The sequence below is a fragment of the Ignavibacteriales bacterium genome (assembly GCA_016700155.1).
Classification (GTDB): domain Bacteria; phylum Bacteroidota; class Ignavibacteria; order Ignavibacteriales; family Ignavibacteriaceae.
In genome coordinates this window covers 402,499-415,333 of record CP065001.1, presented here as the reverse complement: position 1 = coordinate 415,333, position 12,835 = coordinate 402,499, and the positions used below count along the sequence as shown (strand labels likewise).

The 12,835-nt window shown below is 36.4% G+C and carries 12 protein-coding genes; 3 read left to right on the top strand and 9 right to left on the bottom strand.

The genetic code is table 11. The features are described 5' to 3' along the window. Positions 1–5: 5 nt before the first annotated feature. A complete protein-coding gene (locus IPM56_01635) occupies positions 6–638 on the top strand; it encodes a response regulator transcription factor (GenBank protein QQS36685.1) in 633 nt (210 codons plus the stop codon). A gap of 123 nt (positions 639–761) precedes the next feature. Beyond that, positions 762–1,142: a response regulator gene (locus IPM56_01630; GenBank protein QQS36684.1), complete on the top strand. Its 381-nt coding sequence runs from the start codon at positions 762–764 to the stop codon at positions 1,140–1,142. 746 nt (positions 1,143–1,888) lie between these two features. Here IPM56_01630 and IPM56_01625 read toward each other — a convergent pair. The 8 genes from IPM56_01625 to IPM56_01590 all read right to left on the bottom strand — a co-directional run bounded on the left by IPM56_01625 (position 1,889) and on the right by IPM56_01590 (position 10,655). Beyond that, positions 1,889–3,565 carry a glucose-6-phosphate isomerase gene (locus IPM56_01625; GenBank protein QQS36683.1) on the bottom strand — a complete coding sequence of 559 codons (1,677 nt, stop codon included), beginning with the start codon at positions 3,563–3,565 and terminating at the stop codon, positions 1,889–1,891. Further along, a complete protein-coding gene (tal, locus tag IPM56_01620; GenBank protein QQS36682.1) occupies positions 3,562–4,665 on the bottom strand; it encodes a transaldolase in 1,104 nt (367 codons plus the stop codon). The genes IPM56_01625 and tal overlap by 4 nt, the downstream gene beginning before the upstream one ends. A 184-nt stretch (positions 4,666–4,849) precedes the next feature. Next, entirely contained in the window at positions 4,850–5,917 is a 1,068-nt protein-coding gene (locus IPM56_01615; protein ID QQS36681.1) for a beta galactosidase jelly roll domain-containing protein, read from the bottom strand. Between the two features lie 46 nt (positions 5,918–5,963). Further along, on the bottom strand, positions 5,964–6,365 hold the full coding sequence (locus tag IPM56_01610; GenBank protein ID QQS36680.1) for a hypothetical protein: 402 nt from the start codon (positions 6,363–6,365) through the stop codon (positions 5,964–5,966). A 138-nt stretch (positions 6,366–6,503) separates the two neighbouring features. Then, the gene (locus tag IPM56_01605) at positions 6,504–7,196 is read right to left on the bottom strand and encodes a response regulator transcription factor (protein QQS36679.1); all 693 of its coding nucleotides are present in this window, start codon (positions 7,194–7,196) and stop codon (positions 6,504–6,506) included. Beyond that, positions 7,189–8,811, bottom strand: coding sequence for a HAMP domain-containing histidine kinase (locus IPM56_01600; GenBank protein ID QQS36678.1), 1,623 nt, complete (start codon positions 8,809–8,811; stop codon positions 7,189–7,191). The genes IPM56_01605 and IPM56_01600 overlap by 8 nt, the downstream gene beginning before the upstream one ends. A gap of 148 nt (positions 8,812–8,959) precedes the next feature. Further along, positions 8,960–10,165 carry an aminotransferase class I/II-fold pyridoxal phosphate-dependent enzyme gene (locus IPM56_01595; protein QQS36677.1) on the bottom strand — a complete coding sequence of 402 codons (1,206 nt, stop codon included), beginning with the start codon at positions 10,163–10,165 and terminating at the stop codon, positions 8,960–8,962. 22 nt (positions 10,166–10,187) lie between these two features. Next, a complete protein-coding gene (locus IPM56_01590; protein ID QQS36676.1) occupies positions 10,188–10,655 on the bottom strand; it encodes an Lrp/AsnC family transcriptional regulator in 468 nt (155 codons plus the stop codon). A gap of 216 nt (positions 10,656–10,871) precedes the next feature. On the opposite strand from IPM56_01590, the gene rpiA reads away from it, so the two are divergent. Further along, complete coding sequence (gene rpiA / locus IPM56_01585; GenBank protein ID QQS36675.1) at positions 10,872–11,537, top strand: ribose-5-phosphate isomerase RpiA; 666 nt, start codon at positions 10,872–10,874, stop codon at positions 11,535–11,537. A 407-nt stretch (positions 11,538–11,944) separates the two neighbouring features. Here the strand turns inward: rpiA and IPM56_01580 are convergent, their stop codons facing one another. Beyond that, positions 11,945–12,631, bottom strand: a complete 687-nt coding sequence (locus IPM56_01580) for a hypothetical protein (GenBank protein QQS36674.1) — start codon at positions 12,629–12,631, stop codon at positions 11,945–11,947. Between the last annotated feature and the right edge of the window lie 204 nt (positions 12,632–12,835).

Here is a 12,835-nt window from a genome sequence, read left to right as displayed (position 1 = left end):
TAATTATGATACAGGTTTTTATCGCTGATGATCACTCACTCATACGTGAGGGATTTAAAAAAATATTAAAAGAAGAATCCGATATTACCGTTGCAGGAGAATCCGGCAATCCTTTTGAACTCGCTGACAAAATCATCAGCTTAAAAGTGGATGTTCTGATACTTGATATTAACCTGCCAGGCAAAAGCGGACTTGATGTTCTTAAGGAAATTAAAATACTTAAACCCGGACAGAAAATATTAATACTGAGTATGCATCCGGAAGAAAGGTTTGCTGTAAGATCATTAAAAGCCGGTGCATCCGGGTATCTTACAAAAGACAGTGCGCCTGATGAACTTGTAAAAGCAATCAGAAAAGTTGCATCAGGCGGAAAATATATAAGTCCAAACCTTGCAGAAAAAATCGCCGGGTCACTGGATACGGACATGACCAGACCGGCACACGAACTTTTATCCGACAGAGAATTCCAGATTATGCATATGATGGCATTGGGAAAATCCCAAACCATTATTGCTGATGAACTTGCATTGAGTCTTAGTACAGTAAATACATACCGTACAAGAGTTCTTGAGAAACTTAATATTTCCTCAAATGCTGAACTTATTCACTACGCAATAACAAACAAACTCATCGATTAGCTTTTCGTTTAAATCCGTCGTGTAGTAATTATACTACTCTACTTTCATCTTTTTATTGACGAAACAAATTCCGGGTAAAAATTATTTTATCACAGGAGATAATGATCACTTTGTGTTTACAGAATGTTACGTGTACTAATTGTTGATGACTCAAACGCGATAAGGCAAAGCCTGATAAAGCTTCTTCAGAATATTGACGGACTTTCCGCAATAGATGAAGCTAATGATTTACCGGATGCTAAAAATCTGTTAAATCAGTTTTATTATGATGCAATTGTCCTTGATATAAATCTTCCATCAGGTCCCGGAATTGAATTGATTGATATGATCAAATCAAAAACCCCGACGACTGTGGTAATGATGTTAACAAATTATACTGCATCGCAGTATGTTGAAAAGTGTAAACTGAAAGGCGCCGATTATTTTTTTGACAAGACAACTGAGTTTGACCGCGTGGTTATAGTTCTGGATAATCTTGTTCAAAAATTTAGTCAGACCGGATAAATAAAATTAAAAATCAATTCAGGGGAGATGATTTTTAGATCTGTCACTGATTCTCCTGTATTCATTTTATTCAATTGTCTTTTGTAGAGGATATACTACAGCCCGGTCTTTAATAATCCTACTGCATTTTCAAATTATACACTATATCCAAAAAACCTTTGAACGATTATTTTGCTTACGAGTTAGTTATGAATTCCGCTCTTTGAATAAATGATGAACAGGCTAAGATTACTGATAAAAGATTGGAGATCTGTGCTTTGAATGATGACAGCGGGTTCTGTGTTGATGAGTTAGTGAGTGAACTGAGTGATAACCGAATGAACTGTGCCTTAAGTTAGTAAGATAGAGAACCCGCATCATTCAGCATTAATTGAAATTTTGTTTGAACCGGATTTTTCCGGTTGCCAGAACTTAAATAACTGCGGCGGACCGAAGAACGATGATATGAGAACTAGAGTGTGCCCGGATTCATGGAGTAGGCTATACGATGAATTAAGTATGCCGCAGTTTTGAGTTTAAAGTCAACTGCTCATAGATACCTAAATAAAACACTACGTTAGAATGATGATCAAATGTACTAAACAGCACTTAAATTCCGAACCGATGAATATCTGTGAGTATGTTACTACCGGGGGATTAGCAATAATCACCGGCTCGCTCTGATTTAATTTGCGCCCGCGGACCTGAATTGTAAAGCCTTCAGGTTTTAATAGAGAGAGCCCCCCGGTTTTTTTATTTTAAAAATTCTAAAAAAGATTTTCGATTACTTTTTCCGCATTCCCGCTTATTTCCAGTGTAAGAACTTTGCGGTTATTATCAATCAAAACCTGCCTGTCACCCAAAGCCTGGGCCCGTATTAAAATTCCAAAACTTATTGAGGTCTCATTCGAGCCTGCATTATCGGGAATTGCTGCTTCCTTCTCTTCAATGTTTATTATTTGAATGAAATAACCTGAACCGTCATCACCTTTATGGAGTTGCCCGGTGGAATGGAGAAATCTTGGACCAAATCCTAAAGTTGTGGCAGCCTTATACTTTTCTAAAATTTTTGTGCGCAATACCTGTAATGATTTGAATATTCTTTCACCGGGCTTTAGATATGCGTGTATTGCCACATAGTTTTTACCACTGTTGGTGCCATCTAAAAAGTTTTTCACAGCATCACTAACATTATCAGCACCAACATCACTATAAACTTTAATACCATTCTGATTAAGAGTTGGAATCAATTCAGGAAGTTTACCTTTCTCCTGGTATTCTTTGACCATTCTTCTTGCAATCACTTTTGCTTCTTCAACATTCGGCTGGTCAAATGGCTGAATACTGAGATACCATCCGGCAATAGCCGTTGCAAATTCCCATCTGAAAAATTCTTTTCCCAAATCATATTCATCATCCATCACTATTTCAATTACAGGACGTTCTGAACTTTTTATTGACTGGATGAATGAATTATTTGAAAGATCGTCTTCAAGCCGGACGTTTACAAAAACTCTGTCTGTTCCATAATTTTCAGGCAGTTGATGTTCTTCAAGATCAACAGGTAAAATTCCTTTCCCAATTTTTCCTGTGCTTTCTGCTATAAGCTGCTCAGCCCAGCCGCCGAAACTTTTTATTTTTTCAGATAGAAGAAAAGTCACTTTATTTTTACCGGCTTCAGCAAATATTCCAAGCATTATACCGAGTATTGATGCCTGATTGTCATTAATGTTTAAACCGGATTTTTTACATCTCACTGCTTCACTTGATGCAGCAGATATTATCTTTTCTACGTCAACACCAATCAATGCTGCTGGAACAATACCAAACAAAGACAATGCGGAATATCTTCCCCCGATTTCAGGATCATTTAAAAATATTTTTCGGAACCGTAGATCGATTGCCATTTGCTGTAACCCGCTTCCCGGGTCAGTTATTGCTATGAAATGATTCCCGGCTTTTTCCTTACCGAGTTTGCTCATCACAGAGTTATAGAAATATTTCATAAATGAAATTGTTTCAACTGTTCCGCCGGATTTTGTCGAAACGATATAAAGTGTTTTTGATGGCTCCAGTTTTTCTTCAAAGGAAAGAATAGTGGACGGGTCCGTTGTATCAAGCACTGACAGATCAAGATAACCTTCTTTGACTCCGAACGTTAACCGGAAAACTTCCGGGGCAAGACTTGAGCCTCCCATTCCCATAAGCAGTGCGTGTGTAAATCCTTCTGCTCTGATTTCGGCAACGAAATTTTTTATTTCATCAAATGATTTTTTTGTTACGTCAGGACTGATTAACCATCCAAGCCTGTTGACTATTTCATCCGGTTTATTGCTCCATACTGTAAAATCTTTTTCCCAGATTCTTTCTACAACTTTTTCATTAACAAGACGTGTTATTGTACTGTTAATTTTTTCCTGAAAAGTGTCTGCCGAAAATGTCATACACCAACCTCTTCCTTTAGCTTTTTTACTTTGCTTTCAAGACTGCTGAGTAGTGATGTAAATGATTCTGAAAATGATTTAACTCCGTCGACCTGTAATTTTTCAGTTATGGCATCAAGACTGATCCCGAGATCACTTAGTTTTTTGATCTGCTGTTTTGCTTCCGGTATTCCCTGGCTCAGAGTTTCCTTTACAATACCGTGATCGACAAATGAGTCTATAGTTGCCGGGGGCATTGTGTTGACGGTGTCCGGTCCGATAAGTTCATCAACATAAATTGTGTCTTTGTAATTCGGATTTTTTGTGCTTGTTGATGCCCATAACAACCTTTGAACGCGTGCACCTTTGTCAGCAAGTTTTTTCCAGCGAGGCGATGAATAAATCAGCTGCGAATAATCAAACGCAATTTTTGAATTTGCAATTGCAACTTTTCCAATCAGCTCTTTATTTTTTTTCAGTTCAAGTTCTTTATCGGCAGCAGTATCAACCCTGCTCACGAAGAATGAAGCAACAGAAGCAATTTTACTAACATCACCTCCGGCAGCATCAAGTTTTTCCAATCCGCTGATGAATGCTTCGACTACATTCCTGTAATTCTCTACACTGAAAATTAAAGTGACATTAACATTCACTCCCGATGCAATGACTTCGGTAATAGCAGGGATACCTTCAGGCGTTCCGGGTATTTTGATCATGATATTCGGACGATTAAGTGTCTTATATAATCTTAATGCCTGATCGATTGTATCTCGTGTGTTGTTTGCCAGAAACGGATTTACTTCAAGACTTACATAACCATCCAGACCTTTAGTAGAATCGTAAACCGTCCGCATTTCATCTGCAGCAACAGATATATCGCTAATAGCCAGTTGTTCATAAACATCTTCAATTGATAATTTTTTGCTTATCAGTTTTTTTATCTCTTCATCATAATCATTGCTTTGGGAAATTGCTTTATCGAAGATTGTCGGATTGGATGTCATACCTCTCAACCCGCGCAAAATTAATTCTTTCAGTTCGCCGCTCGTTAACAATTTCCTGCTAATAAAATCAAGCCACACTGATTGTCCTATCTGAGCTAATTCGTTTAGTTTGGTCATTTTTTTACCTCGTTAAATGCTGTCATAATTTTGAAAAATATTACTGTATAAAATTAAAAAATAATATTCACAATCTTCTGGCTTTCAGATGATTAAATGATTAATAATTTGCAGAAAATAAGTGCAGGTTTTAGTTCAGAATTTTTTGGGAAAAAATATTTGGAAGAATGCCCGGTCTATAGTTTTAAAAGAATTCCGATTTCTTTTTTTCACGCCAGAACTGACTGTATTTTTTTTGTGTAATTAATCCAACCGGACCTTCATAGATACCGCCGTCTTTAAATCCGTCGTATACCCTGATTGCGATTGTATTTTTTTTGCCCGGCTTCAAAAGTCCATCCGGTACAAAGTAACCGCGTGCCTGACGATAAAAATCACCGAGATTTGAAAGATCTGTACTTAACTGCTCATCAACAATATTTCCTGTTGTACCAATTTTGACTTCGTTAAGATAGACTTCATCAAAATCATCTATCCTTCCCGCCAACAATACTAATTTCTGTGAGGCAAGATTTTCATCTATAGTAAAAGAACGCCTGTACCACGCAAACCCGTCATAATCTCTGAAGCCCTGTGATTCCCACATTCCCGGCACAATAATATTATCCCATCCTGAATCATCGAAGGATATGTTCATCCATGCAGAACTGTCATTTGTACTGAACTTCCAAAGTCCTTCAAGATTAATATCACATACAGGCTTATCGCCTTCAGAATAAAAGCCGATATTGCCCGCTACAATGCCGCCTTCCTGCTGGGAGTCATAAACACGAACAGCAATAACATTGTTCCCGTCATAATTGATATACTGTTCCGGTATAGAATATTTTCTGTAAGCAGAATATGCGGATTGGTAATCAGGCGGGAAAGAACCTGAGTAACCTACAAGATGACCATTAATATATGTGGCATCAACGTCGTCAACATATCCGAGATGCAGATACAATGATTTTCCTTTTAAAGTTGAACTGATACTAAAATTCTTCCTGTACCATGCGAACCCGTTGTAACCAAAGAATCCTTCATTTTCCCATGATACAGGAGCTTTGATTGTTTCCCAATTTTCATCGTTGAACTCCGGTTTAGACCATTCTTCGTCATCACCGATATTAAATTTCCAGTCGCCTGCAAGATTCATGATCCTGTTATCTTCAATGTCACCGGACTGAATTTCGCATCCCGTAACTAAGGCAATTAAGAAAAACGGGATCAGGATCAAAAAACTTTTTAAGCTATATTTTATTTTTTTCATTGAGCGTACCGGATCAATATCAGTTATGAACTTTTTCAGTTATTTATTAGTAATCTACATCAACCAGCTTCTGAGTGTCAAGGTATTCATTCATGATTAATTTGCAGAACTTTTTAACTCTCAGATCAGGATCATTTACAGACATCCCGTCAACGACAGCCATACTTTCAGGAGTAGAAATTTCATTAAGAGTAAGAGCGATCAATAATCTTAAAGATTCATCTTCCTCTTTCTTTACTTTTTCTGTAAGAACATTTACAAGTTCAGCTATTTTATATTTACCGCACAGATAAACTGAGCTGCGGCTTAGTCCGTTGTTCTCAGACATAATACCAAGCTCAAGATTCTTCAGATATGCCGGTTTAATATTTAACTTAGCCGGATTCTGTGCTACTAACCCTGCTGAACTGATTAAAACTAAAACTGCTGCTAACACTAACCGTTTCATTTGAACCTCCAATATTTTAATTAAACATCAATTAAAACTCTCGGTTCAAACTTATACCCGATAAATGTTACGTGTGTTTTTTCAGCGTAAAGACATGTAAAAAAATGTCATGATCAGGATAGAATCGATTGCTGATCGTCAAGTATCTATCAACTTATAACCAATTCCGTGAACAGTAATAATTATCTGCGGATGGTTAGGATCTTTTTCAATTTTCTGTCTCAGTTTCAATATAAAATTGTCGACAGTTCTCGTTGTCGGGCTTTCATCATACCCCCATATCTCAGTTAGCAGATCATCACGGCTTACAGTTGAATTTCTTTTTTTCCAAAGGAAATGAAGAATCTCAAATTCTTTATGTGAAAGCTGAACCGGATTATCATGCTCTGCAGCGTTATAAGTCGCAAAATTAATTTCCAGCCTTCCAATCTTTGCAAAATTATCTTTTTGTTTTTCACTGTTCGAATCATCACCTCGTCTTAAAACAGCTTTTACTCTTGCCAATAATTCCCGCAGACTGAATGGTTTTGTAACGTAGTCATCAGCACCAAGTTCCAGCCCGAGTACTTTATCTATCTCTTCACCTTTAGCAGTAAGTAAAATTATCGGAGTTGTTACACCGGCTTTTCTTGCTTCCTTGCATACTTCAAAGCCTGATTTTTTTGGCATCATCACATCAAGGATTATAAGATTATAACCGTTATCCAGAATCTTTTTCAGACCCTGTTCGCCGTCATTTGCAGTTTCAACTTCATAACCCTCAAACTCAAGGTTATCTTTCAAACCGGTTCTCATATTTTGTTCATCATCAACGACTAATATTTTAGCCATTTTGTTCTCCGCCAGTATTTAATAAATTTTCAAAAAATATTAATCTGAAAGTAGTTCCCTCGCCGGGTTTACTTTTCAGTTCTATCGTACCCGAATGTGCGTCCATGATATGTTTAACAAGAGATAAACCTAGCCCTGTACCTTTTGTTGAATGAACAAGCCCCGTTGAGACACGATAGAATTTATCAAAAACCTTTTTCTGTTCTTCTTCGTTTATACCGATGCCTTTATCCTGTACCTCAATGTAAAGTGAAGCGTTTTCTTTACCGGTAAGAATTTTTATATACTTTGTATCACTGCTGTACTTAACTGCATTATCAACAAGGTTAACAACTGCTTCGGAGACTGCTTCACGGTCTACATTAATTTTTACAAGATCTATCCCTGGTTCAAATTCAAAATCAAATCCTTTATTAAACAGATGGTAGCTGTAGTTCTGATAAATCGACACAACAATATCATTAAGATCTTCCATCGCAAAAGTATATTTTCGTTTACCTGCTTCCATCTTCGAGAAATTAAGTATTGTGTTTACAATCCTTCCTAATCTGTTCGCCTCATGACTTATGATTGAATAATATTCTTTCTTTTTGGATTCAGTTTTTACTCTTTCCATTTCAAGTGTTTCGGCGAACATACTTATTAATGCAAGAGGTGTTCTCAGTTCATGCGAAACATTTGAGACGAAGTCTGATTTTATCTGTGCGAGTTCCACTTCGCGTTTTACATTCCTGAATATTATCCACGCGCCAATAACTAGTGTCAGTACTAAAATTAATATCAGCAGAAGATTGATGTACATCCTTTCCCTGACGATGTCATCGATAGTATTACCACGAAGCGCAATCCCCAGCGAATATTCAGGAAGCAGCCATAAACTTTTTTTCTGTTGAATTGTTTCACCGCTTTCTTTTCCGGATGTATAAACAAGCTGCTTGGATTTTTCATTTGTTACTGAAATAGTAAACTCATCACGGGCAATTTCCTGTATCTTGGGTGAAAGTACATATTCAATGAATGTTTCTGCATTAACAACTATTCCATATAAATACCTTGTAGTAGAATTATCCCCGGAGATAAACAAAAGGATCGATTCTCCTGAACCATCTCCAGTCACAGCAGGAAGTATTTTTCTGTATCCTCCCGATTTATAAGACAGCAGTCGTTCAATTCCTGCTCTGTTGGTTTGTACTAAATTGTTAATTTTCTTTTGAAGTGAGTCTTCAATCCCTGAGACAATTGGAATAGAAGAATTGTCTTTCAAACCAGACGAAAAAAATCTGTTAACTCCGGAAAGAGAAGTATCTGATTTGAATATCCCTGTGATGGAATTATTCTCAGTTAAAAATCTTTCACACTCCCTACAGTCATAGCTTTTATTTTCAATGTTCCAGCCTGAAAATAAATTATCTATCCTGTTTGCCCACGTACTCGCCGCGTCTTCGGAGTATTGATTTACGGAGTATAAAATCGCTTCAAGCTGATTGCGGTAAATTTCTTCAATCACGCGTTCATTATCATCGAGTGATGTAATTTCGAAAACTGTAAAAATGGCTGCAGGAAGTAAAATGATAAGCACCAGTATAAGCCCGATTTTTTGCACCTGCTTGTTCATTCAGCTCATTTCATTTATTAAAAAATCTATTACTAAAATATTAAAATTATTTAAGAATAGCTTTTAACGATTTGATTTGTACTGAAATTGAAAACTTATTAATTCAAAGAAGCTGTAAGCAAGTGTACAGCTTCTTTGTAAATCAAAATTATTTAATCACCCCTACCTGCTTCATACTTTTCTTAATCCTTTCAAAACTTTGTTTCATGTTTTCATCAAGTCCAACTGAAAAGCGGATTAAGCCGCTGCTTAAACCCATCTTCTTCTGTTCATCTTCAGGAATCTCGGAAGATGTAGAATGGCTCGGAGAACTGAACAGTGTTTTGAAGTAACCAAGACTTACTGCAAGATATCCGACTTTTTCCTCCTGCATTTTCGTAAGCAGTTTATCGGCTTTCTCTGATGTACCCGCATCCACCGCCACCATTCCGCCAAAACCAAAATCTCTATTCATTATTTTTTTCATGAGCTTGTGCTGTTTGTGAATCGGCAGTCCGGGATAATAAACCTTCAACCCGATTTTCTTAAATTCTTTCGCGAGATACAAAGCGTTCTGGCTGTGCTTGTGTATTCTGATATGAAGTGAATGTAAATTTTTAAGTATGCTTGCCGCCCTGAAACTATCTAACACCGGACCGAGCAGCATTGCCGAGCCGGAATTAATATCTGTCAATTGTGAAATAAATTCATGGCTTGAACAAACACAACCTGCGACACAATCGCTCGTTCCATTAATAAATTTTGTCAGGCTGTGAATAACAACATGAGCTCCAAGTCTTATTGGTGAAATGATGATCGGGCTGAATGTGTTATCCACTATCAGTTTTAATTTATTAGCATTTGCAATTTTACTCAGAGATGGAATATCAGCTATTTCAAGTAGCGGGTTGCTCATTGATTCACAGTAAATAAGTCTGGTCTTTTTTGTAATCGCATTTTTTACGGCTTTAAGATCCTGTGTATTAACGAACCTGACTTTAACCCCGAACTTAGGAAGATAATTTTTGAATAAAGCATATGTACCGCCGTAGATAGTTCTGCTTGAAATTATTTCATCACCCGAATTGCACAATTGCAAAATTGTGCAGCTTATTGCAGACATTCCTGATGAAGTAACAATCGCTGATTCACTATCCTCAAGCCGGGCAAGTGCATCAGCAAGATATTTGTTTGAAGGATTCCAATGACGTGAGTACAGAAAACATCCTTCTATTTCGTGGTCGAAAAGTTCGTTCATTTTTTCCGGACTCATAAAAGTAAATGTTGATGAATCAGTAATTGATGGATTTACATCACCGAACTCACCAAAAACCAGGTAGTCCTGAATTTTCCTGCTTGGGTCATACTTATACATTTTTTCTCCTAAAAATTTTTTATTAAATCTGTTCGACGGGTATTTTTGTACTGTTCTTTACGGATGAAAGCACAAATGTTGTTTTTATCCTGTCAACTCCTTTGATTCTTGTCAGCTTTTCAAGAATAAATTTTTCATAAGCCTGAATATCTTTCACACAGACTTTAAGAAGAAAATCATGATCACCTGAAACGTGATGACACTCAAGTACATCATCAAGCTTTTCTATTGCTGCTGTGAATGAATCTATCGAACTGAGCTGATGTGCTGTAAGTGATACGGAAACAAGTGCGATTGTTCCCTTCCCGATTTTATTGTTATCAACAAGTGCAACGTACTTTTTTATTACGGATGATTTTTCCAGGCGCTTAACTCTCTCAAGCATTGCCGGCGGTGATATACCTACTCTGGAAGCGAGTTCAACATTTGTGATGTATGCATCGCTCTGAAGTATTTCCAGGATTCTCTTATCAATCTTATCTATTTTCATTTCAATAAGCCTTATGACAATAATATTTAAAACTGCTTTAATAAAATAAAGCAAATATCTATTTATTCAAATTATTATTAATATATTTTTCATATACCTTTATAATATTCAGATTATTCTGCTGCTCTTCATATATCTATGAATAAATAATAATTGTAAAACCATTTGATTCTGTCTATTTTTCAAATAATTAAAATTAAGTAATGACAGAATTTGATGAATGCAAAACAATCCGCAGGTGAAAAAGCAGTTGAGTATATCGGTGATGGAATGACGCTGGGATTAGGTACAGGTTCAACTGTTTACTACACAATAATAAAAGTCGCTGAGTTGATAAAATCGGGAATGAATCTTAAGTGCATTTCTACATCTTCTTCAACAACCAGACTTGCTCAATCACTCAACATCTCACTGTTAACAATAAATGATGTAGATAAAATTGATCTAACAATAGATGGTGCCGATGAAGTTGATAAAAAGCTTAACGGTATTAAAGGCGGAGGCGGAGCTCTTCTGTTTGAAAAGATCGTGGCAAAAAATTCAGAACTAAATATATGGGTAGTCGATTCCTCAAAGGTTGTGAAACAACTCGGTAAATTTCCTTTGCCGGTTGAAGTAATACCGTTAGCATCAAAAAAATTAATTGAGGACTTTGTATCTAAAGGTTACAACCCTAAGTTGCGACAGGACAATGAAGTTGTTTACGTAACTGACAGCGGTAATTATATCATTGATCTGCATATTGGATCAATTGATAAACCTGAAGAGTTTGAAACTTCATTAAAACTTATATCGGGTGTTGTTGATAGCGGACTGTTTATAAATGTTTGTGACAGAGTTATAATCGGTACTGAAAGCGGAGCGAGAGTGATTGATAAGTAGTTTTAAAATAGAAAATCAGGTTCTGTACTAAACAGTCCTGATCTTCTATGAAACAAACAATCGGATAAAAATTACTTTAAACTTTTTTCAGCATTATAGCCGCGCATTGCCTCAGAAACTTTCCTGAAATTTTTACGTGCTAAAACTACAAGTGCAGCGAGGTAAAGTATAACCCCTATTTCCAGATAACCCATTGTAATCTCCTGTATTATTTTAGTAAGATTTTCGCAACTATAATGCCATTATTCGCAGTTGACGTTTCAAAAAAATTACTAAGACAGTTTCAATTAATCATTTAGTGATAAGAATAAATTATCGGTAAAACTTACGAACAGGTAACAATGGATAAACATAAAAAAAGCCGGGGTGTTTAAATCCGGCTTTAATTAAAATCTTGAACTACGTGCTTATTTGACTGATGCGGTTCTGTAATCTTCCGGTCCTGAATATCCAAAAAGATTAATTGATGTTACACCCATATCTCCAAAAGCTGGTATTTCAAAAGTAGTGTTTTCTGGCTGACCAAGATATACAATAACTTTTCCGGCTTTATAAAAAATTTCGGCAAATAATTCGTTTACGTTTTCAGCATCATCACAACTGATTTTTATATTCTTTCCACTTGCACTCCAGTTGTTGACATTGAGTTTGTCAAAGTCCTGGCAAAAATCGTATGGAAAATTTGTTACCAGGTCTGGAATATTCCTTTGTGGTAATGCAAATACTTCTACATTCACGATATTTTTATCGCCAAGAACAGGTATAGTAAATTCTACAGCATTTGGATTGCCTAAGAATAACAATGTTGAAACAGAGTAATCCATATCCGGACTTGGCAGATATTCTATTAATGCGAACATCTGTTCAACCTTGAATGGAACTCCTGGTACTGTTACACGAATGGCATCATTAAATGTGAAGTAGTCTTTTACAGGAACTGATTGGAACTCAGTCATAAATGCATACGGATACACAAATGTTGTAACCGATGATTTTTGCATTTGAACTGTTGTTGGATTTTCCTGATCGAGACTGCTGCAAGATGTGAGCATTAAAGCTGCTACAAAAACGAAAAATACCCCTGCGTATTTCATTTTTTTCCCCTGATTATTTTTAATAAATATTTAATTACGAATCCGGTAACCGGGATTCGGGTTAGTTAGTTCAACTATTATTCCACACATCTGAAAAATACGCGTCTCATTTTAATCGGATTTTAGATTGATAGACCAAGGTAGAGTTTAAAGATGAGAATGGTGCCTGTAATATTTACGATGTAAAAAGTAACAGAATGGTAA

Coding starts and splice junctions, on each gene's coding strand:
- IPM56_01615 (QQS36681.1), bottom strand. CDS start 5,917: ATGAAAAAAATAAAATATAGCTTAAAAAGTTTTTTGATCCTGATCCCG.
- rpiA (QQS36675.1), top strand. CDS start 10,872: ATGAATGCAAAACAATCCGCAGGTGAAAAAGCAGTTGAGTATATCGGT.
- IPM56_01600 (QQS36678.1), bottom strand. CDS start 8,811: ATGAACAAGCAGGTGCAAAAAATCGGGCTTATACTGGTGCTTATCATT.
- IPM56_01605 (QQS36679.1), bottom strand. CDS start 7,196: ATGGCTAAAATATTAGTCGTTGATGATGAACAAAATATGAGAACCGGT.
- IPM56_01580 (QQS36674.1), bottom strand. CDS start 12,631: ATGAAATACGCAGGGGTATTTTTCGTTTTTGTAGCAGCTTTAATGCTC.
- IPM56_01630 (QQS36684.1), top strand. CDS start 762: ATGTTACGTGTACTAATTGTTGATGACTCAAACGCGATAAGGCAAAGC.
- IPM56_01610 (QQS36680.1), bottom strand. CDS start 6,365: ATGAAACGGTTAGTGTTAGCAGCAGTTTTAGTTTTAATCAGTTCAGCA.
- tal (QQS36682.1), bottom strand. CDS start 4,665: ATGACCAAACTAAACGAATTAGCTCAGATAGGACAATCAGTGTGGCTT.
- IPM56_01635 (QQS36685.1), top strand. CDS start 6: ATGATACAGGTTTTTATCGCTGATGATCACTCACTCATACGTGAGGGA.
- IPM56_01595 (QQS36677.1), bottom strand. CDS start 10,165: ATGTATAAGTATGACCCAAGCAGGAAAATTCAGGACTACCTGGTTTTT.
- IPM56_01625 (QQS36683.1), bottom strand. CDS start 3,565: ATGACATTTTCGGCAGACACTTTTCAGGAAAAAATTAACAGTACAATA.
- IPM56_01590 (QQS36676.1), bottom strand. CDS start 10,655: ATGAAAATAGATAAGATTGATAAGAGAATCCTGGAAATACTTCAGAGC.